The sequence below is a fragment of the Rosettibacter sp. KY25 genome (genome assembly GCF_057554405.1).
On record NZ_BAAJAO010000005.1, the window covers coordinates 145,599 to 165,620 of the forward strand.

At 31.0% G+C, this 20,022-nt stretch carries 20 protein-coding genes; 13 read left to right on the forward strand and 7 right to left on the reverse strand.

From position 1 onward, the window contains the following. The first annotated feature begins 81 nt into the window (after positions 1-81). From AC27L2_RS05050 to AC27L2_RS05075, 6 genes are all read left to right on the forward strand, one after another. Positions 82-873: an SDR family oxidoreductase gene (locus AC27L2_RS05050; RefSeq protein ID WP_487210601.1), complete on the forward strand. Its 792-nt coding sequence runs from the start codon at positions 82-84 to the stop codon at positions 871-873. 33 nt (positions 874-906) lie between these two features. After that, positions 907-2,460: an NAD(P)/FAD-dependent oxidoreductase gene (locus AC27L2_RS05055; RefSeq protein ID WP_487210602.1), complete on the forward strand. Its 1,554-nt coding sequence runs from the start codon at positions 907-909 to the stop codon at positions 2,458-2,460. 166 nt (positions 2,461-2,626) lie between these two features. Beyond that, positions 2,627-2,911, forward strand: a complete 285-nt coding sequence (locus AC27L2_RS05060; RefSeq protein WP_353677710.1) for a hypothetical protein — start codon at positions 2,627-2,629, stop codon at positions 2,909-2,911. An 11-nt stretch (positions 2,912-2,922) separates the two neighbouring features. Further along, positions 2,923-3,237, forward strand: a complete 315-nt coding sequence (locus AC27L2_RS05065; RefSeq protein WP_487210603.1) for a hypothetical protein — start codon at positions 2,923-2,925, stop codon at positions 3,235-3,237. 53 nt (positions 3,238-3,290) lie between these two features. Further along, positions 3,291-3,917: a hypothetical protein gene (locus AC27L2_RS05070; RefSeq protein WP_487210604.1), complete on the forward strand. Its 627-nt coding sequence runs from the start codon at positions 3,291-3,293 to the stop codon at positions 3,915-3,917. Between the two features lie 75 nt (positions 3,918-3,992). Beyond that, positions 3,993-4,613: a hypothetical protein gene (locus tag AC27L2_RS05075; RefSeq protein ID WP_487210605.1), complete on the forward strand. Its 621-nt coding sequence runs from the start codon at positions 3,993-3,995 to the stop codon at positions 4,611-4,613. A 24-nt stretch (positions 4,614-4,637) separates the two neighbouring features. Here the strand turns inward: AC27L2_RS05075 and AC27L2_RS05080 are convergent, their stop codons facing one another. From AC27L2_RS05080 to AC27L2_RS05100, 5 genes are all read right to left on the reverse strand, one after another. Next, a complete protein-coding gene (locus AC27L2_RS05080; protein WP_487210606.1) occupies positions 4,638-5,045 on the reverse strand; it encodes a hypothetical protein in 408 nt (135 codons plus the stop codon). Between the two features lie 10 nt (positions 5,046-5,055). Next, positions 5,056-5,304 (reverse strand): hypothetical protein, encoded by a 249-nt coding sequence (locus AC27L2_RS05085; protein WP_487210607.1) that lies wholly within the window; start codon positions 5,302-5,304, stop codon positions 5,056-5,058. A gap of 13 nt (positions 5,305-5,317) precedes the next feature. Continuing rightward, a complete protein-coding gene (gene lexA, locus AC27L2_RS05090; RefSeq protein ID WP_487210608.1) occupies positions 5,318-5,947 on the reverse strand; it encodes a transcriptional repressor LexA in 630 nt (209 codons plus the stop codon). A 71-nt stretch (positions 5,948-6,018) separates the two neighbouring features. Further along, positions 6,019-7,113 (reverse strand): alkaline phosphatase, encoded by a 1,095-nt coding sequence (locus tag AC27L2_RS05095; RefSeq protein WP_487210609.1) that lies wholly within the window; start codon positions 7,111-7,113, stop codon positions 6,019-6,021. A 12-nt stretch (positions 7,114-7,125) separates the two neighbouring features. After that, the gene (locus AC27L2_RS05100) at positions 7,126-8,196 is read right to left on the reverse strand and encodes a branched-chain amino acid aminotransferase (RefSeq protein WP_487210610.1); all 1,071 of its coding nucleotides are present in this window, start codon (positions 8,194-8,196) and stop codon (positions 7,126-7,128) included. Positions 8,197-8,354: 158 nt separating this feature from the next. Between AC27L2_RS05100 and AC27L2_RS05105 the strand changes: the two genes are divergently transcribed. The 4 genes from AC27L2_RS05105 to AC27L2_RS05120 all read left to right on the forward strand — a co-directional run bounded on the left by AC27L2_RS05105 (position 8,355) and on the right by AC27L2_RS05120 (position 13,149). Then, positions 8,355-9,191 carry a universal stress protein gene (locus AC27L2_RS05105; protein WP_487210611.1) on the forward strand — a complete coding sequence of 279 codons (837 nt, stop codon included), beginning with the start codon at positions 8,355-8,357 and terminating at the stop codon, positions 9,189-9,191. A 9-nt stretch (positions 9,192-9,200) separates the two neighbouring features. Beyond that, the gene (locus tag AC27L2_RS05110; RefSeq protein WP_487210612.1) at positions 9,201-10,889 is read left to right on the forward strand and encodes a cation:proton antiporter domain-containing protein; all 1,689 of its coding nucleotides are present in this window, start codon (positions 9,201-9,203) and stop codon (positions 10,887-10,889) included. Positions 10,890-10,913: 24 nt separating this feature from the next. Beyond that, positions 10,914-11,687: an MlaE family ABC transporter permease gene (locus AC27L2_RS05115; protein ID WP_487210613.1), complete on the forward strand. Its 774-nt coding sequence runs from the start codon at positions 10,914-10,916 to the stop codon at positions 11,685-11,687. A 250-nt stretch (positions 11,688-11,937) separates the two neighbouring features. Continuing rightward, positions 11,938-13,149, forward strand: a complete 1,212-nt coding sequence (locus AC27L2_RS05120; RefSeq protein ID WP_487210614.1) for an aminotransferase class I/II-fold pyridoxal phosphate-dependent enzyme — start codon at positions 11,938-11,940, stop codon at positions 13,147-13,149. A gap of 71 nt (positions 13,150-13,220) precedes the next feature. Here AC27L2_RS05120 and xylA read toward each other — a convergent pair whose 3' ends face one another. Together xylA and AC27L2_RS05130 are read right to left on the reverse strand one after the other, a co-directional pair. Then, positions 13,221-14,549, reverse strand: a complete 1,329-nt coding sequence (xylA, locus tag AC27L2_RS05125; protein ID WP_487210615.1) for a xylose isomerase — start codon at positions 14,547-14,549, stop codon at positions 13,221-13,223. Positions 14,550-14,574: 25 nt separating this feature from the next. Continuing rightward, on the reverse strand, positions 14,575-16,056 hold the full coding sequence (locus AC27L2_RS05130) for a xylulokinase (protein WP_487210616.1): 1,482 nt from the start codon (positions 16,054-16,056) through the stop codon (positions 14,575-14,577). Between the two features lie 139 nt (positions 16,057-16,195). Here AC27L2_RS05130 and AC27L2_RS05135 point away from each other — a divergent pair, with 139 nt between their 5' ends. From AC27L2_RS05135 to AC27L2_RS05145, 3 genes are all read left to right on the forward strand, one after another. Next, on the forward strand, positions 16,196-16,885 hold the full coding sequence (locus tag AC27L2_RS05135; protein WP_487210617.1) for an NUDIX hydrolase: 690 nt from the start codon (positions 16,196-16,198) through the stop codon (positions 16,883-16,885). 74 nt (positions 16,886-16,959) lie between these two features. Next, on the forward strand, positions 16,960-18,201 hold the full coding sequence (locus AC27L2_RS05140) for a M16 family metallopeptidase (protein WP_487210618.1): 1,242 nt from the start codon (positions 16,960-16,962) through the stop codon (positions 18,199-18,201). Positions 18,202-18,214: 13 nt separating this feature from the next. Continuing rightward, positions 18,215-19,888, forward strand: coding sequence for an NADH-quinone oxidoreductase subunit G (locus tag AC27L2_RS05145; protein WP_487210619.1), 1,674 nt, complete (start codon positions 18,215-18,217; stop codon positions 19,886-19,888). Positions 19,889-20,022 lie beyond the last annotated feature (134 nt).

A 20,022-nucleotide genomic window follows, 5' to 3' on the forward strand; every position in this document is an offset into this window, starting at 1 on the left:
ATTAAGGCTGTCTCTTATTACAATTAAGAGACAGCCTTTTATTATTTCCACAAGTTTTCTAACTCTTTTATAAGGTGCATTATGGAACTAAATTTAGTAGGCAAAAATGTTCTTGTAACAGCAGCAAGCATGGGAATTGGAAAAGCTGCTGCAGAACAATTTATTAAAGAAGGCTGCAATGTTGCGATTTGTTCAAGAAATCAGGAAAACTTGTTAAAAGCTGTAAAAGAAATTAAATCGTTATATAATGTAGAACCATTATGGCTGGTATGTGATATTAATAAATTAGAAGATATTGAAAATACTGTAAAAGTTATTAACGAAACTTTTGGAAGTATAGATATTCTTGTTAATAATTGCGGTGGTCCGCGTGCTGGATTTTTTGATGACCTCAATGATGAAGATTGGAATTTTGCATTCAATCAAATATTAATGAGTGCTGTTAGATTTACAAGACTAGTGTTACCTAAAATGAAAGAAAAAAATTGGGGAAGAATAATTAATGTTACTTCTCTTGCAGTAAAACAACCAGTAGATAATTTGATTTTATCAAATTCTTTGAGAAGTGCAGTAACATCTTTTGCAAAAACTCTCAGCAATCAAATTGGAAAGTATAATATTACAATTAATAATGTTGCTCCAGGTTATACTTTAACATCAAGAATTTATGAATTGGCAGTAGTGAAAGCCAAACAAAGTGGAATTTCCCATGAGGAAGTTCTTGCATCAATGGCTAATGAAGTTCCTATGAAAAGATTAGCCCGTCCTGACGAAGTAGCATCTTTGATAGTCTATCTTGCTTCTGAACAAGCAGGATATATCACAGGTTCTACAATTGCAATTGATGGAGGAGTAATAAAAGCAACTTATTAATTGAAAATTTATTTCCTCATAACAGAGGACAAAATGAAAAAAGAACTTGAATTAACAATCCATCCTGATTTTATTTTTGATTATGAATATCTCAAAGAAAAATCTTCCAGAATATTAAAATTAAATTTAGAAGAAATTAATTCTGTTCAGATTCTTAAAAAGTCTATCGATGCAAGAAAAGTCAATCCTGTATATAAACTGAAAGTTATTGTTTATATCAATGAACAACCTGAAGAATTATTTCAACCAGTTGAATTCAAGCCAATAAAAAGTAATAAGAAAGTTATAATTGTTGGTTTTGGTCCAGCAGGAATGTTTGCTGCATTAAGATTGATTGAATTAGGTATAAAACCAATTATTCTTGAAAGAGGTAAAGATGTTCAAAGCAGAAGAAGAGATTTAAAATCGATCCAGCAATTGGGCATTGTTAATCCTGATTCAAATTACTGCTTTGGTGAAGGAGGAGCTGGAACTTACAGTGATGGTAAACTCTATACTCGTTCAACTAAACGTGGTGATGTTAAGAGAATTCTTTCAATTCTTGTTCAACATGGTGCACAGAAAGAAATTTTAATTGATTCTCACCCACACATAGGTTCTAATAAACTGCCTAAAGTTGTTTCGAATATCAGACAAACAATTTTAACCTGTGGCGGTGAAATTTATTTTAATTCAAGAGTGACAGATTTAATTATTGTGAACAAAAAAATAATTGGCGTAATTGTAAACCATGAAAAAGAATTTCTTGCTGATGCAGTTATTCTTTCAGTTGGACATTCTGCAAGAGACATTTATTACTTGCTCAATCAAAAAGGAATAAAATTAGAATCGAAGCCTTTTGCTGTTGGTGTAAGAATTGAACATCCTCAAAATTTAATAGACGAGATTCAATATCATTCAAAAGTTCGTCATCCAAATTTACCAGCTGCAAGTTATAATTTAACATGTCAGATAGATAATCATGGAGTTTATTCATTTTGTATGTGTCCAGGTGGAATAATAATACCGGCATCAACATCACCTGATGAACTTGTATTAAATGGAATGAGTGTGTCTAAAAGAAATTCACCTTTTGCAAATTCTGGTTTGGTTGTATCTGTAAATGAAAAGGACTGGAAGAAGTATGAATCTTTTGGTGTTTTTTCTGGTTTGGAGTTTCAAAAAGAAATAGAAAGAACTGCATTTGAAATAGGAGGGAAAACACAAACTGCACCGGCTCAAAGAGTTACTGATTTCTTAAACAAAAAACTTTCTTCTACATTGCCAGCAACATCATATATCCCTGGAGTAATAAGCGCTCCTTTGCATGAAGTTTTGCCGAAAAATATTGTTAATGGTATAACAAAAGCATTATATATTTTTAATAAAAAAATGAAAGGATATATAACAGAAGAAGCTCAATTGCTTGCCCCTGAAACAAGAACAAGCTCGCCAATAAGAATTCCTCGTAATTCAGAAACATTAATGCATGTTGAAATTGAAGGACTATTTCCATGCGGCGAAGGAGCTGGTTATGCAGGTGGAATCGTGTCTTCTGCTATTGATGGTGAAAAAGCTGCTGATGCTGTTATAAAGTATTTATTGTGATAATTCTCTAAAAAAATTAAGTTAATAAATAATTATTTACTTGTTTGAAAAATAATTAATACTTAAGTTCTAACCACAAATAAATAATTTTTCCATGAGGGTTATCATAAAAACTTTCTACAATAATCCTCTCTTCAGAATTAATTTAATAAAAGGGAGGTAGAATATGGCAGTAGCAAATCCAGTTGAACTTTCAGTATATATTGTTTCAATGGCAGCATCAGCACGCGCTGCTCAAGCAATTATGAGCACAGGTGCAGACCCAATGGCAATTAAGGAATTTACTTTCAAAGTAAATATTTCTGCAGATTTCTCGGTGCAAAGCGAAACAAATGTTTCTCTTAATATCTGGAGACTTAGCATTAAGGAAAAAATTACTGTAGATTATAAAAGTCATTGGGGACTTGAAATCAGCTGCACAATAGTTCCAGTTGTAACACTTGAAGGATAATGTAAGATAAAATGGCAATTAAAAAAGAAGAAAACTTTATTCCCCTTGAGAAAATTGTTGAATTATTGTCGGATACTTTTTCTAAAGCCAACATCCGAATTTCTGAAAATGCAAAAAAATCTAAAGAGGCACTAGCATATGTCGCTTCTGATGTTACTATTTCATTTCCTGCGGAATTTAGTATAATTGAGAATAAACCAGCTGTAAAATTTATAAGCATAAAACAACAAGTAGTTACATCAAAAGGCAAAAAGGCAGAAGAAACTAAACCTGAAATTAAGAATGTAGCGACTATAACAATTAATTTGAAACCAGTGCCTGTCTAACAAAAAATATATTTTGTTAATGATTTTAAAAACAATTTTCTCAAGGTATTAAGATGGTCAAACAATTTTTCATTTTATTAATTGCAGGATATTTTATATCTAATGCTCAAACTAATTCAAATTATGGGATTAAAGTTGGGTTAATTTCTTCAAGAGTTGCAGATATTCATGTTAAAAATTACTACTGGAATTTATATAAAGAATCAAGAACCCAGGGCTATTACAGCATTTTTTATCAATTCTATCATTCAAATTATTATTTGCTGGAAGCTGAACTTTGTTATGAGCAAGTAGGTGCTGAGGATAATATTCCTGTTACAACTTCTGAGAATCCAGATGGAACGGGAGAATATTTAATTATGGACCATGCCTATGATTTCCTTTCACTAAATATTGCTTTTAATCCAGAATATGAAACGGATAAAATTTGTTTTTATGGAATTATTTCCCCATCAATAAATTTTTTAATTAAAAACAGAGATCAGCTTATTCTTAATAAATATGTTAATCATTTCATATTAGGTTATAATGTTGGAATAGGTTTTAAGCCCAAAAGTATATTCAAAGGTAAATTCTTTTTTGAAGTTATATATCATAGTTTTTTAACAAAGGTAATTAACAACGATTTTATCAGTTTGAAATTCAGCTCATTAAAATTTTGCATAGGGAGTTACTTTTAATTAGTTTTTAAATAGAAAAATAAAGGGGGATTCACGATTCTTTTCTACAATTTTCTTAATAATTGAGGAAAGAAAATGAAAAAAGTATTTATCTCGGTTCTCTTTTTATTCTCATTTGCAAAGATTATATCTCAACCTCAATACTCTGTTCAGATTAATGGAGGTTTGCTTTATCCAAACGGTGCAGATAAAGGACTAGTTGCCAATCTTCAACTTAATTATTTTTTGAAAGAATCAAATTATATTTATTTGAGTACTGGAATTCTTAACTGGGATAAAAAATATATTTTTTTATCTAAGCAAGGTAAAATTTATTCATCGCATTCCGAGGATGACCATGAATTAATTTCATTTTATTCTGGATATCATTTGATATTAAAATCAGTTAAGACTTTCAAAATTTTTGTCGATGCAGAGATTGGTTACAACTATTTAAGTTATAATTCTTATAAAAATTTTGTAGAAGTTATAAAAGAAGATGAACATATAACAAAATATATTTTTGGCTTTGACCCATCATCAAGGAAAAGAGTAAGTAAAAATCTTTTGGGAGTTGGTTTGGGAACTGGCATTAAGAATATGTTAACGGAAAATTTTGGAATGTCAGTTGAACTGAAAATGAATAAATTATTCTATTCAACTAATTACACAATAACACATTATGCTTTATCTGCTGGTTTTATATTTGGCTTGTGATATTTTATGGATAAAATAAGCTTGCTAATTTTCATCCTGTAGAGGAATAAGTTTTATTTTGCTTTTTGTTTCTTCGTCCAGTGTTTCAATAAGCATATCGGCTTTAAGGATTTGGCTGGCAGGAACACCCACAAATAATGTTACTTTCCTGCCAGATTTAGAGCGTGCTTTTGTAAGCTCTATTAATTTTGATAACAAATTTTTACTATCTAATTCTTCTTCGGTAAGTGTAATCCCTATTGCAATTTTCTTTTCAGGTTTTGTAAAATATTTTGGTTCATCAAATTTTGCTATAACATCAACATCATAACCTTTAATTGGCGGCGGTGCAGGTAAGTATCTGCTGTATTTTCTACTCAATGTCATATACCCGCGGCTTAGAAGATGGTCGATTAATTTTTCTACTTTTATTTTTTTGTCTTGTTCTTTCATGTTCTCTTTTTCAATAACTTAAAGGCACAATTGGAATAATTGGCGAAAATTTTTGATAAGTCAAAGTTTTGATGTTAGATATTTTTTCGTATTCAAAACATTTTATTTCATTAGTTCCGCATACTTTTCCGTAAAGCACTTTTTTACCTCTTTTATTTTTTGAGACGTAAAGAGGTTCAATTATTATTTCTTTTAATCCATATAGAAATTTAATTCTGTTTCTATTTAGGATGGCTGATTTAAAAATTATTGTTTTCATAATAACTCCAATTTTAAGTGTAACTTCTAAAAACGCCAATTACTTTTCCTATTATCGAAAATTCTTCCGGGTTTTCAACAACAATTGGTTCATAGTTTTCATTTTCCGGAACAAGATAGATTTTACCATCTTCGATTACTAATCTTTTCATCGTTGCTTCATCTCTTAAAAGTGCAACTACAATATCACCATTCTGAGCTTCTCTTTGAGGTTGAATAATTACCAGGTCTCCTTCAAGAATTCCAGCATTTATCATGCTATCGCCGCGAACTTTCAGTCCAAAACATTCAGTTCTGCCCCCAATCAAATTTTTATCGATGGAAAGATTTCCTTCAATATTTTCTTCTGCAAGTATTGGACTGCCTGCAGCTACTCTGCCAACGATTGGAATTTCGATTATATTTTTTTCTTTAATAGGAGAATTATTAATTACAAGAGACAAAGTTCGGCTTGAACGACTTTCACTACTTAAAAGACCTTTTTTAATTAATGCATCAATATGCCGCTTAACACCGAATGTGCTTGAGATATTAAATCTCTTGCCAATCTCTCGATATGTTGGTGGATATCCATTAAAATCCACATAATCTTGAATGAAATCGAGGATTTCCTTTTGTCGTTGAGTTATTTTTAAATCTTTCATTTTAGTGCTCATTTGTTCACTGGCAAATATAGTGAACAAATGTTCAGGTGTCAAGAAAATTTTAGAATGGATTAAAATTTTTTTGATGGGTCGATTAGGTTTATAAGTTTTCTTCCAATTTCATAATTATTGAGAAAACCAGTAAATAAATTTGCCGAAGGTCCGTATGAAAAAATTCCTACAAAATTAGCAGTATGATGGTTTGTTGCCCAGGTTAATTTTATTTGTTTTTTGTCTGAATCATAATCTGTAATACCTGCGCTGCCTGTATCATGGTCTGCTGTTACAATTACAAGTGTGTTTTTATTTTGTTTGGCAAATTTTAATGCTTCATCAATTGCTGTGAGAAAATCATTTATTTCGGAAAATAAATATTCATCATCATTTTTTTCAGCTGCCCAATCTATTTGAGAACCTTCAATCATTAAGAAAAAACCATTTTTATTTTTAGATAAATAATTGATAGCTGATTTTGTCAACAATCCTAATGAATAATTTCTTTTATTTGCATGTGGGAGTGCATATTGTCCAAAGAGACCAAACGATTTTTTTATGATTGATTTGGTTAAAAGTTCATCTGGAGTTTTAATAAAATCATAATCATGATTTATGAGTGAATCAATTAAATTTTTTGAGTCATTTCGTTTACCACCTGAATTAGATGGAAGAAAAAAATCTGTTCCAGCACCAAATAAAATATCTACCTTTGAGTTTATTATCTGTTCTGCAATTTCAAATTCTTCTTTTCGGTTTAATTGATGTGAAAGAAAAGCTGCGGGAGTTGCATTTGTAATCGAAGATGTTGCTATTACTCCTGTTGACATTTTTTTCTTTTGGGCAATTTCAATAATGTTTTCAATAATATTCCCATTTTCGTCTATGCATAATCTTCCATTTTTGGTTTTGTAACCAGTTGCTAAGGCAGTTGCTCCTGCTGCTGAATCTGTAATTAAATTATCAGCTGAACTTGTATTAACTAATCCAATAGATTTAAATTCTTTTAGTGGATTATCCTTTGATGAAATTATTGAAGCAGAAACTTGTGACAGCCCAAAACCATCACCTATTAATAAAATTATATTTTTTGGTTTTTGATAATTTTGAGAAAAAGAAGTCGCAGTAAAGAGCACTGCGACAATTATTAAAGCAAAGAATTTTTTCAGCATTGGAGTTAAAATTTATTCAACAAAAGTAATCCAGCCGTAACGGTCTTGAATTATTCCGTATTGAATTCCTGTTAATTCATCATATAATTTTGTAGCTAATTCTCCTGATGTTGTATCACTGAATTGCAAAATTTTATCATTGTATTTCAATCTGCTTACAGAAGAAATTACAGCTGCAGTTCCTGTTCCAAATACTTCAATTAATTCTCCTTTATCATAAGCATCAATTACTTCTTGAATAGAAATTAATCTTTCTGAAACATTATAACCCCAATCTTTCAATAATTGAATTACGGACATGCGTGTAATACCTGGCAGTATTGAACCGCTCAGCATTGGAGTTGCAACTTCATTTTTGAATCTAACAAAAATGTTCATTGCCCCAACTTCTTCAATGTATTTTTGTTCTACTGCATCAAGCCAGAGAACTTGAGTGTAGCCTTCTTTTTTAGCTTCTAATTGTGCCAATAGTCCTGCAGCATAATTTCCTGCAGCTTTGCAATCACCGGTTCCTTTTCTAACAGCACGAACATACTTATCTGTAACCATAATTGGAACTGGCAAAAATCCTTCTGGATAATAAGGACCAACAGGACTAAGTATAATTATGAATTTATATGTATCAGCAGCACGAACTCCAAAGCATGGTTCAGTTGCAAAAATAAATGGTCGGATATAAAGTGAATATCCAGGTTTTGAAGGTATCCAATCTTTATCAATTCTAACCAATTCTATAATTGCTTTCAATGCTAAATCAGGGTCAACTTCCGGAATGCACAATCTTTTTGCAGAACGATTTAGTCTTTTTACATTTTCTTGAGGACGAAACAATGCTATTCTACCATCGACTTGTTTGTATGCTTTTAATCCTTCGAAAATTGCTTGTCCATAATGAAAAACCATTGCAGCAGGATTTATACTTAAGTTCTCAAATTTTTTGATTGTAGGTTTTTGCCATCCTCCTTTTGAGGCATCATAATCCATTTCAAAAATATGATCTGTAAAAACTTTACCGAACACTAAATTATCAGGTAATTCTACTTTGGATTTTCGTTCAACTTTTTCAATAATGATGTCTTCCATTTTATTCACCATAATTTGTTAATTTTCTTGGTACTTTGTTATTAAATAATTTATTATGAATAAATTCTGTTTCTCTTCTTTGCAATATATATGAAAATAATTAGTAATTGGCAATAAGAAAAGTTTTGCTTAATTTGAAAATAAAAGCGTGAAGTAAAATGTTATTTAACAGATTAGGCATTGCATTTACTTTTTCTCCAAATGCATTGAGACTTTTAAAAATTGCACATCGACTTCAAAAATTATTTCAATCAGAATTAATTATTATTCATGCAGGAGAAGATTCAAAAGAAATTCGTGAAAAAATTTTTGCAAAGATTAAAGAAGCAAATCTTCCTGATTACTCTTATGAAATAATTATCAGAGAAGGAGAAGCATCAAAAACAATTTCTAAGATATGCGAAGAAAAGAATATTGACTTATTAATTTCAGGTGCACTCGAAAAAGAAAGTTTGTTGAAATATTATCTTGGTTCAGTAGCAAGAAGATTAATGCACGAATTACCCTGTTCATTATTGGTTATTGTAAATCCTGAAAATTTATCTGGTTCTTTTCAAAGATTCTGCGTAAATGTTGATTACTCGCCGCTAAACGAAGCTGCAGTTAAAAAAGTTTATGAGTTCGCGAAATTAGAAAATGCAAAAGAGTTCATACTTGTTCGAGAATTTCAAATCCCTGGACTTGCAATTACAATTTATGACGGCGGCGAAACAGACAGAGCAGAAAAGACAAGATTGGAAATTCAAAAAGAAGAAGAGGAGAAACTAAAAATCTTTTCAGAGGAACTTAATTTAACAGGATTAGAAGTTAAAAGAGTTTGTTTGTATGGAAAACAGGGCTGGGAATTGAAACAATATGCAACTGATTCTAAAAGTGATTTGTTAGTAATTTCATCACCGCCCAAAAAATTAAAACTGTTTGATAAAATTTTTCAACACGATATTGAATTTATTTTGAATCAACTTCCATGTTCATTACTAATAATTCGTTCCTGAAAATTATTTATGAATTTATCATCCACAGAAATAACAATATTTCTATTAAGCATCAGCATTATTCTCTTTTTTGCAAGAGGCTTTGGTGAATTATTAAGACTAATTAAACAGCCAATTGTCATTGGAGAAATAATTGCTGGAATTTTTTTAGGTCCTACAATTTTAGGTTCTCTATTCCCTGAATTTTATAATTCTATTTTTAATAAGCTTGATTCGGTTGCAATAGCACTTCATGGAATTACATCTCTTGGAATTATTATGCTTTTAATTGTAACAGGAATTGAAATTGATATTTCAGTTATGATAAAACAAGGAAGGAAATCTTTTGTAATAAGTGTTATGGGAATTTTATTTCCGTTTTTAATGGGATTTTTGAGTGCATACTTTTTTCCTTCTCAGCTTGGTTTGACTAACTCTGATCTCCATCTTGTTTATTCACTTTTTATTGGAACTGCACTCTCAGTTACCGCCTTGCCTGTTGTTGCAAGAACTTTGATGGAGTTAAATATTTTTAAGACAGAACTTGGATTTTCAATTATCACATCAGCAATGGTTATTGATTTGACTGGTTGGTTGATTTTTTCAGTTTTATTGGGAATTATCGGGAAAAGTCAATCAAATAATTTTGAGGTCTATGAAGTAATCTTAATTCTTGCCGCATTTACTCTGTTTGTATTTTTGTTCTTGAAAAAATTGATTGATAAAACATTAGGTTTCTCAAAAAAATATCTCTCGAGTCCAGGGGCAATACTGAATATAATTTTTATACTTGGTTTTTTAAGTGCAGCTTTTACAGAATATATTGGTATTCATGCAATATTTGGAGCATTTATAATTGGAATTGCAATTGGAGATTCTGTTCATATTACAGAAAATATTAAAGAAATGATTAATCAACTTGTAACGAATATTTTTGCACCTTTATTTTTTGTTTCAATAGGTTTGAGGATTAATTTTATTCAAAACTTTGATTTCGCACTTGTGGGCATCTTCTTATCACTGTCTCTTATAGGAAAATTATTTGGAGCTTATTTAGGAGCTAATTTATCAGGTTTTAATAAAAATGAATCATTAACTGTTGCATTTGGATTGAATGCTCATGGAACTATTGAAATTGTATTGGGAATGGTTGCCTATGAATCTGGATTAATCGGTGAAAAAGTTTTTGTATCATTAATAATAATGGCTTTAATTACAACTCTTACAAGTGCACCATTAATGAACATTTTTATAAAAAGAAGTAAAGCTTTGCTGAAATTATCCGATTTATTAAAACCTCAAAGCATAATATTTGCAGATGCAGAAAATAAGGAAGAATTAATAAAACAATTATGCAAGAATATTTATCAAACAAATAACAAAATTGATTATGAAAAATTAGTTGCTCGGGTAATTGAAAGAGAAAATCAAATGTCAACGGGATTAGAAAATTATTTAGCTGTTCCTCATGCAAGAATGAATATTAAAGTTCCACTTGTTGCAATGGCAATTCATAAAGGTGGAATTGATTTCAATTCTCTTGATAATCTTCCAGCTAAATTGATAATCCTTTTAATTACACCAGAAGATAAACCAGAAATGCAGCTCGAATTACTCTCTGAAATTGCATTGAAATTGAGTAACAAAAATTTTATAGAAGAGTTGATAAAATCTGAAAATGCCGATGAAGTAATTTCTAAAATCAAACTACTTTATTAGTTTTGTCAAAAAAATTTTTTATCTATGATACTTAACATATTTCAAAAGATAGGGAATAAGACATTATATTTTTTCCAGGAGAGCGGACAGGTATTTAAATTACTTGGCGAAATATTTTTTTATGCTCCATCATTAATAAAAGGAAGAAAAAATTTTTTATATCAGATGGAACATATTGGTGTTAATTCGTTACCTCTCGTTTTTATTATTGCAATTTTTACTGGTGCAGTATCTGCATGGCAAGCTGCATATCAATTAAAAGGATTGGCACCACTTTCTTTTTTAGGAGCTGCAACAAGCAGAGCAATAATCACTGAGCTTGGTCCAGTTCTAACAGCAATTGTAATTGCAGGTAGAGTAGGTGCATCAATCGCAGCAGAACTTGGTTCAATGAAAGTTACAGAACAAATTGATGCTCTTGAAACCATGGGCATTAGTCCTGTTAGATTTTTAGCCACACCTCGTTTCTTTGCATCAATTGTTATGATGCCTATTCTTGTAGTATTTGCTAATGTGATTGCAACTATTGGTGCATATTTTATCTCAAATTTTTTCCTGGGTGTTTCCTACAGTGTTTTTTTCGAATCCGTAAGAAGATATTTTATTTTTGGCGATTTTATGTTCGGTCTGGTTAAAGGAATGGTATTCGGAGGAGTAACATCATTGCTTGGATGTCATATTGGTTTTAAGACCGAAGGAGGTGCAGAAGGTGTCGGCTTATCTACAATCCGCTCTTTTGTATTAAGTTCTGCATTAATTCTAATCTTGGATTATATACTCTGGACAATAGTATTTTAATTTTATTATCATCTTCGAATGACAAATTGATGTTTGATATAACTTTTTCTAATATCTCTTAATTCTCTGTGTAATAATTAAAGTCATAGCCCCAAAAATACAATTAGCACAATGAAAAATTATTATTGAGCTGGCAATTATTTTTTTCAAACATTATTAATCTGGTTAATTCTAATTCATAAAAATTTCTTGGAATATATTTTATTTTAAAACTAATTTAACTTTTGTAAATAAATTAAATGAGGAGATAATGAATAGTTTTTTAATCAAACCTGCAAAGAGAACAGAGAATGTAACTTATGCTGTAAGAGATATTGTTGTGCTTGCTGATGAAGTTGCTAAGACAGGAAAAGAAATGCTCTATTTGAATATTGGCGATCCAAATCTTTTTGATTTTGAACCTCCAAGACATTTAATCGAAGAAACTTACAAAGCAATGTTGAAAAATTATAATGGTTATGCACCTTCTTCTGGAATTAAACCTGCGATAGAAGCCATCGAAAAAGAAGCAGAAAGAAAAGGAATTAAAAATATTCAAGATATTTTTATAACAACCGGTGCAAGCGAAGCAATTGATATTTGCTTAACAGCATTATTAAATGAGGGTGAAAATGTTTTGACTCCTACGCCCGGTTATCCACTTTATACTGCAATTCAAAGTAAACTGCAGTTGTTTGAAAATCCATACTATCTAAAAGAAGATAATGGTTGGCAGCCTGATATTGATGATATTAAAAGTAAAATAAATGAAAGGACAAGAGCAATAATCATCATCAATCCAAATAATCCAACAGGTTCGAATGCATCAAAAGAAACTTTGCAGCAAATAATTGATATTGCAATTGAGCATAATCTTGTAATTTTTTCTGATGAAATTTATGATAAACTTCTGATGGATGGCGAAACCCATGTTTCAATTGCTTCGCTTAATCCTGAAGTTCCAGTTGTAACATTTGGAGGTTTATCAAAAAATTATATGGTTCCAGGTTTTAGAATTGGTTGGGGAATTGTGAGTGGAAATAAAGAATCATTAAAAGACTACATAGATGCAATTAATAAATTGCTTAGAGCAAGATTGTGTGCTAATCATCCTGAACAATATGGAATTGCACCATCATTGCTTGGCGACCAATCTCATCTTGAAGTAGCTGTGAAAAAATTAACAAGCAGAAGAAATTTAACTGTTGCAATGCTTAATTCAATTCCAGGAATTTCATGTGTTGAACCTCGAGGAGCATTTTATGCTTTCCCAAGAATTCATAATATTAAAGATGATGTACATTGGACTTCGGAATTAATCAAGGAAACTGGAGTTGTTGTTGTGCCTGGCAGTGGTTTTGGACAATTGCCGGGAACAAATCATTTTAGAGTTGTTTTTCTTCCTCCAGAAGAAATTCTTGAAAAAGCTTTTAATGCAATTTCAAAGTTCCATGAAAAATATATGAATACTTTTTTAAATTGATTTAATAAAAAAGGCTTTAGACATTTTGCCTAAAGCCTTCTAAAAAATAATTTAGAATTGTGTTAGAAATTTTATATATACATATTAATCATTTGTTCTAACAATTCTTGTTTGCCGCTGATTAATTTTGGTTCTCCATATTTGATTGCTAATTCACGCAGGTCTTCAAGCTTGAGTTCCCCTTTTTCGAATTTTGCACCATCACCGCTGTCGAATGATGCATATCTTTCTTTTCGAATTTTTTTGTAATCCGATTCATTAAGAATTTTTTCTGCTACAATTAATGCTCTTGCAAAAGCATCCATTCCTGCAATGTGAGCAATGAATAAATCTTCAATGTCTGTAGAATTTCTTCTAACTTTTGCATCGAAATTTACACCGCCTGTTCCAAAACCGCCTGCTTCTGCAATTACAAGCATTGCTTCAACTAATTCATAAATGTTGATTGGGAATTGGTCTGTATCCCATCCATTCTGATAATCACCACGATTAGCATCTATACTTCCAAATAATCCTGCATCAACTGCACATTGAATTTCGTGTTGGAATGTGTGTCCTGCTAAAGTAGCATGATTAACTTCGATGTTCAGTTTAAAATCTTTATCCAATCCAAAGTATCTTAAAAATCCAATTACAGTTTCAACATCGTAATCATATTGATGTTTTGAAGGTTCCATTGGTTTTGGTTCAATAAGAAAAGTGCCCTTGAAACCATTACGACGGCCATAATCTTTTGCTAATTCAAGAAATTTAGCCATGTGTTCTTTTTCTCTTTTCATGTTTGTATTAAGAAGAGTTAAATAGCCTTCACGACCTCCCCAGAATACATAGTTTTCGCCGCCAAGTTCAATTGTAGCATCAATGGCTCTTTTAACTTGAGTAGCTGCATAAGTTACAACATGAAAATCAGGATTGGTTGCAGCACCATTCATATAACGTGGATGAGAAAATAAATTTGCAGTGCCCCATAATAATTTTACGCCTGAAGCTTTTTGTTTTTCTTTAGCATAGTCAATCATTACCTGAAGTCTCTTGTCTGATTCTTCAATTGTATCTCCTTCTTCAATTAAATCAAAATCATGGAAGCAGTAGAATGGTAATCCTAATTTGGTAATAAATTCAAAAGCAGCATCCATTTTTGCTTTGCCGCGGGAAATTGGGTCTTTTTCCTCATTCCATGGAAGAACTTTTGTGCCTCTTCCAAATGGGTCAGATAATTCAGAACAGAAGCTGTGCCAGTAAGCTGCTGAAAATCTGAAATATTCTTTCATTGTTTTTCCAAAAACAATTCTATTCTCATCATACCACTTAAATGCTAATGGATTTTTGGAATCTTTTCCTTCATATTGAATTTTTCCGATTCCTTTGAAATATTCTTTGTTGCCTATTAATACGTCCATATGTTCACCTCTTTTTGTTAATGATTTATAGAAATTTTTTTAATTGTTCAATCCAGCTATTGTATGCGTTCATGGTTTTTTCAATTAATTCTGGTTTGTGATTTATGATTTTAATCTTTTCTAAATTTCTAAAAGCTTCATCTAAAGATTTATAATAATTCGCACCATAAGCGGCTCCTCTTGCTGCACCTTGTGCACCATCGGTATCATAAAGTTCAATTGTTGCTTGTGTTAAATTTGCCAGTGTTTCTCTGAATATTGGACTTAAGAATAAATTAGAATTGCCAGCTCGAATAATATTTACATTCAAGCCCATTTCATTTATAATTTCTATTCCGTATTTGAATGAAAATGCAATTCCTTCTTGAACTGCTCGGAAGAAATGAGCTTTTGTATGACGGTTAAAATCAACATTAAGAAAATGACTCCAGATATTTTTGTTTTCAAACATTCTTTCTGCACCATTGCCAAAAGGTAAAATTGTTAAACCATCACATCCAATATCAATTTTTTCAGCAAGATTATTCATTTCATTATAACTTAAATCCGAAGCCATATTTTTTCTAATGAATGAATTAAGAATTCCTGTTCCATTAATGCAAAGCAAAACTCCAATGCGAGTTTGTTCAGAAGAATGATTTACATGAGCAAATTGATTGACTCGAGATTTTTTATCGTAATTTAATTTATCGATTACTGCATAAACAACTCCAGATGTTCCAGCTGTTGCTGCAATTTCTCCAGGGTTTAGCACATTAAGTGAAAATGCATTATTTGGTTGGTCGCCTGCACGATATGAAATTACTACACCTTCTTTTAAACCTAATTCTTCGGCAGCAGATTTAGTTAATTTTCCTTGAACTGAAAAAGTTGGAACAACATCAGGAAGCAATGATTCATCAATTCCATAAAAATCAAGAATTTCTTTTGAGATTGAATTTGATTTAAAATCCCAGAATATTCCTTCCGACAAACCTGAAACTGTTGTGTTTATTTCATCTGTTAATTTCATTGCAATGTAATCACCAGGAAGCATTATCTTGTAAATGTTTTTATAAATGTCAGGCTCATTTTCTTTTATCCATCTTAACTTTGAAGCAGTAAAATTTCCGGGTGAATTCAATAAATTATTTAAGCAATAATCTTCTCCAATTTTTTGAAATGCATTATTCCCAATTTCAACTGCACGACTATCGCACCAAATTATTGAAGGTCTTAATACTTTTTTATTTTTATCAACTACAACCAATCCATGCATCTGATAGGAAATGCCAATGGATTTTATTTGTTCTGCATTAATATTTGCTTTTTGAATTAATTGCTTTGTAAGTATTTTGACATATTCCCACCAGATTTCTGGGTCCTGCTCTGCCCAGCCAGGTTTGGGCGAACTGATTTGCATTTCCTGCTCAGGATAATAACCTTGAATTATTGCTTTCCCTTTTTCGATATCCAGGATTGAACATTTAATTGATGAGCTTCCAATGTCATATCCAATAGAGTACAATTTTACCTCCTATTGTTCTGAAAATTATGTGTATAAAATACACTTAAAGAAATAAAAAGTCACTAAAAATATTTCAAGGTTATAGATAAATATTTTTTTAAATTAGAAGATGAAAGAATAATTAATCGGGAATAAAATAATGTCACACGTTCTTAAAGATGTTATTAAAAACATATCAATTGATTGTGTGATTTTTGGTTTTGAAAATTCTTCTCTGGAAGTTTTGTTGGTTAAGCGAGCAATAAATCCAGAAAAAGGGAAGTGGGCGCTTCCAGGCGGATTTATTAAAAAGAATGAATTGATAAAAGAAGCAGCACAAAGAATACTTGAAGAAACAACAGGAATAAAAAATATTTATCTTGAAGAAATCACAATATTCGATGCCGTTGACAGATATCCATTGAGAAGGGTTTTTACAATTGGTCATTTCGCTCTTGTTAAACCTGAACATTATAAATTATCTTCTGGAGTTGATACTTCAGAAGTAAAATGGTTCAAGCTGGCAGATATTCCAAAATTACCTTTTGACCATAATGAGATTGTAAATGTAGCTCTGGAAAAATTGAGAACAAGAATTAGATATCGTCCAATTGGTTTTGAATTGCTGCCGGAAAAATTTACACTCCCACAACTTCAAACATTATATGAAGTAATATTGGGCAAGAAGCTCGATAAAAGAAATTTCAGGAAAAAATTAATGAATATGAACCTTTTGATTAGACTCAAGAAAACAAGCACCAATGGAAAAAGACGCCCAGCATTTCTTTATAAATTCGACAAAAAGAATTATGAAAGATTGAAAGAAAGAGGTTTTATTTTTGAACTGTAATTGTTTTTGAAAAGCTGTAATGCTTTATCTATATTTGTTCTAAACTTTTAAGATAATTAGTGGCAAAATCTTCTTTGGACATAACTAGACTATCAAACGGCATAACCATAGTTTCCGAAAAAATAAATTATGTAAAATCATTTTCACTCGGATTCTGGTTTAATGTTGGTTCAAGAGACGAGATACCGGAAAACAACGGTATTAGTCATTTTCTTGAACACATGTTTTTTAAAGGAACCAGAAAAAGGTCTGCAAAAAAAATTGCAGAAGATATTGAATCTCTTGGCGGATATCTTAATGCTTTCACTTCAAAAGAACATACATGCTTTTATGGCAGAGGTTTGAGCGAACATATCGAGCAAACTTTTGAAGTTCTCTCAGATATGATTCAGAATTCTACTTTTAACCCAAAAGAAATTCAAAAAGAATCAAAAGTGGTAATTGATGAACTTTATGATATTGAAGATTCTCCTGAAGAACTAATCTTTGATAAATTTGAAAGCAATGTATTTAATGGTAATTCTCTCGGTATGCCAATAATTGGAACAGAAAAAAATTTACGTTCATTCAAACAAAAAGATTTATTTGAATATGTAAATGATAATTACACACTTGATAGATTTTATATTGTAGCTTCAGGGAATGTTGAACACAAAAAGTTAATCAAGTTTACAGAGAAGTATATTAAAAAAGAATTCAAGCAAACAAACAATAAAAAAAGAAATTTGATTCTGCAGCCTGCTCATGACCTTCATGTTGAAAAGGATACTCAGCAAGTTCATTTTATAATTGGTAGACCTACTTATGGTTTCAAAGATAAAAAAAGGATTTCGGTTGCTGTTCTTTCTCAAATTTTAGGAGAAGGAAGCAGTTCAAGATTGTTTCAAAAATTAAGAGAAGAAAATGGCATTGCTTACCAAATTAATACTTTCTTAAATTCTTTTTATGATGTATCTACTTTTGGAGTATATCTTTCAACAAATGATAAATCAATTTTCAAAGCACAAAATCTAATCTTTAATGAAATAAAAAAAATGAAACAAAAAAAAGTTGATACCAAAGAGCTTGACAGAGCAAAAGAATATTTAATAGGAAATATTTTGATGAGTCTTGAAAGCACAACAAACAGGATGCATCGAATAGCGCAATCAGTAATTTATTTTGGAAAAATAAAATCAGTTGAAGAAACAATTAGAAAAATAAAATCTGTAACACGAGAAGAAATTTTAGAATTGTCGAATGAATTGTTTGATAATAATTCATTGACAAGAGTAATACTAAGCCCAAAAAATTTATTATTAGAAAAAGCAGCATAACGGAAGGTAAATTATGCCAAAAATAATTGTAGATGGACAGGAAATAGAATTCAAACCTGGACAAACAATCATCGAAGCAGCAAGAGATGCAAAAATTGACATTCCTCATTTTTGCTGGCATCCAAAATTATCTGTATCAGGTAATTGCAGAGTTTGTCTTGTTGAAGTAGAACAAATGCCAAAACTTGTTATCTCATGTGCAACATTAGCTTCTGAAGGAATGGTAGTTCACACAAAGTCACCTCGTGCACTCGAAGCAAGAAATGCAGTGATGGAATTTTTATTGATAAACCATCCTCTCGATTGCCCCATTTGTGATGAAGCAGGTGAATGTAAACTCCAGGAATATGCTTATGCACATGGGAAAGGTGAAAGCCGATTTGAAGAAATGAAAAACAGAAAAGAAAAACGTGTTCAGCTTGGACCTTATATTAAATTCGATGCAGAACGATGCATCTCATGCTCAAGATGTATAAGATTTACTGATGAAATTGCAAAATCGCATCAGCTTACATTTGTTAAAAGAGGTGATAGAGTTACAATTACAACTTTCCCTGGTGAATCATTTGACAATCCTTATACTTTGAACACAACTGATATTTGCCCTGTAGGTGCATTAACCAATCAGGATTTTAGATTCAAGGCAAGAGTTTGGGAAATGTCAAAGACAAATTCAATTTGCATTGGATGCTCAAGAGGATGCAATACAGAAATCTGGGTCCGAAATAATCAAATTCTTCGATTAACACCTCGACACAATGAAGATGTAAACAGCTACTGGATGTGCGATAATGGAAGATTAAATACATTCAAACATGTAAATTCAGATACAAGAATTGATGGAACATTTATTCGTAAAGATGGAAATCTTATAAAAGTTAATTGGGATGAAGCATTAGAAACAGCTGCAAAAAGATTAAAAGAGTTCAAACCTAATGAAATTTGTTTTATTGGTTCAGCTTATGCAACATGTGAAGATAATTTTGCACTGAAAAAATTTGCTGGGTTAATCGGTGCTGCAAATGTTTATTTTGCAAAACATGTTAAAGAAGGCGACCAAGATGATATTTTAATAAGGGAAGATAAAACACCAAATACAACTGGAGCAGAACTTATTGGATTAGTAACAATTGATGAAAATTCTCTGAATGAAATATTAAAATCAATAAAAGAAAGAAAAATAAAAGCTCTATTTGTAATGGAAGAAGATATTTTTTCGTTGAATGAAAATTTTGAAGAAGTAATTAATAAAATTGAATTACTTATAATAACTGCTACTAATCAAAACAAAACTACTCAAGCTGCACACATATTATTCCCAGCAGCAACTTATGCAGAAAAGCATGGAACATTTATAAACTTTCAAGGAAGAGTTCAGAGAATTCGACCTGCAGTTGCTACTATTGAAATGGATAGAGCTCTTGATGGAATGAGTATGAGCAGATGGGATAAATTTGGAACGAGTTTCGACAGATGGATGCAAGGTAAAAAGTATGATGCAAAATCCAGCTGGAAGATTATAACATTATTAGCATCTAAACTTGGTTTGAAAATAAAATATGAAATGGCAGAAGAAGTTTTTGAAGATATTGCAAATTCAATTGAAGCATTTCAAAATTTGGATTATGATAAAATTGGTGAATTAGGAATTCAGTTAAAAAGAGAGTTATTTGAAATATCAAAATGAAGGACCAGAATTCTGTCATTCTGAGTCCGCCGCAGGCGGACGAAGAATCTCAAAAAACATTGATGTAAAAGACTTTGTGTCATTCTGAGCGAAGCGAAGAATCTTGAAAAAATGATAAAGCAGAAATTAGATTC

Coding starts and splice junctions, on each gene's coding strand:
- AC27L2_RS05050 (WP_487210601.1), top strand. CDS start 82: ATGGAACTAAATTTAGTAGGCAAAAATGTTCTTGTAACAGCAGCAAGC.
- AC27L2_RS05055 (WP_487210602.1), top strand. CDS start 907: ATGAAAAAAGAACTTGAATTAACAATCCATCCTGATTTTATTTTTGAT.
- AC27L2_RS05060 (WP_353677710.1), top strand. CDS start 2,627: ATGGCAGTAGCAAATCCAGTTGAACTTTCAGTATATATTGTTTCAATG.
- AC27L2_RS05065 (WP_487210603.1), top strand. CDS start 2,923: ATGGCAATTAAAAAAGAAGAAAACTTTATTCCCCTTGAGAAAATTGTT.
- AC27L2_RS05070 (WP_487210604.1), top strand. CDS start 3,291: ATGGTCAAACAATTTTTCATTTTATTAATTGCAGGATATTTTATATCT.
- AC27L2_RS05075 (WP_487210605.1), top strand. CDS start 3,993: ATGAAAAAAGTATTTATCTCGGTTCTCTTTTTATTCTCATTTGCAAAG.
- AC27L2_RS05080 (WP_487210606.1), bottom strand. CDS start 5,045: ATGAAAGAACAAGACAAAAAAATAAAAGTAGAAAAATTAATCGACCAT.
- AC27L2_RS05085 (WP_487210607.1), bottom strand. CDS start 5,304: ATGAAAACAATAATTTTTAAATCAGCCATCCTAAATAGAAACAGAATT.
- lexA (WP_487210608.1), bottom strand. CDS start 5,947: ATGAAAGATTTAAAAATAACTCAACGACAAAAGGAAATCCTCGATTTC.
- AC27L2_RS05095 (WP_487210609.1), bottom strand. CDS start 7,113: ATGCTGAAAAAATTCTTTGCTTTAATAATTGTCGCAGTGCTCTTTACT.
- AC27L2_RS05100 (WP_487210610.1), bottom strand. CDS start 8,196: ATGGAAGACATCATTATTGAAAAAGTTGAACGAAAATCCAAAGTAGAA.
- AC27L2_RS05105 (WP_487210611.1), top strand. CDS start 8,355: ATGTTATTTAACAGATTAGGCATTGCATTTACTTTTTCTCCAAATGCA.
- AC27L2_RS05110 (WP_487210612.1), top strand. CDS start 9,201: ATGAATTTATCATCCACAGAAATAACAATATTTCTATTAAGCATCAGC.
- AC27L2_RS05115 (WP_487210613.1), top strand. CDS start 10,914: ATGATACTTAACATATTTCAAAAGATAGGGAATAAGACATTATATTTT.
- AC27L2_RS05120 (WP_487210614.1), top strand. CDS start 11,938: ATGAATAGTTTTTTAATCAAACCTGCAAAGAGAACAGAGAATGTAACT.
- xylA (WP_487210615.1), bottom strand. CDS start 14,549: ATGGACGTATTAATAGGCAACAAAGAATATTTCAAAGGAATCGGAAAA.
- AC27L2_RS05135 (WP_487210617.1), top strand. CDS start 16,196: ATGTCACACGTTCTTAAAGATGTTATTAAAAACATATCAATTGATTGT.
- AC27L2_RS05145 (WP_487210619.1), top strand. CDS start 18,215: ATGCCAAAAATAATTGTAGATGGACAGGAAATAGAATTCAAACCTGGA.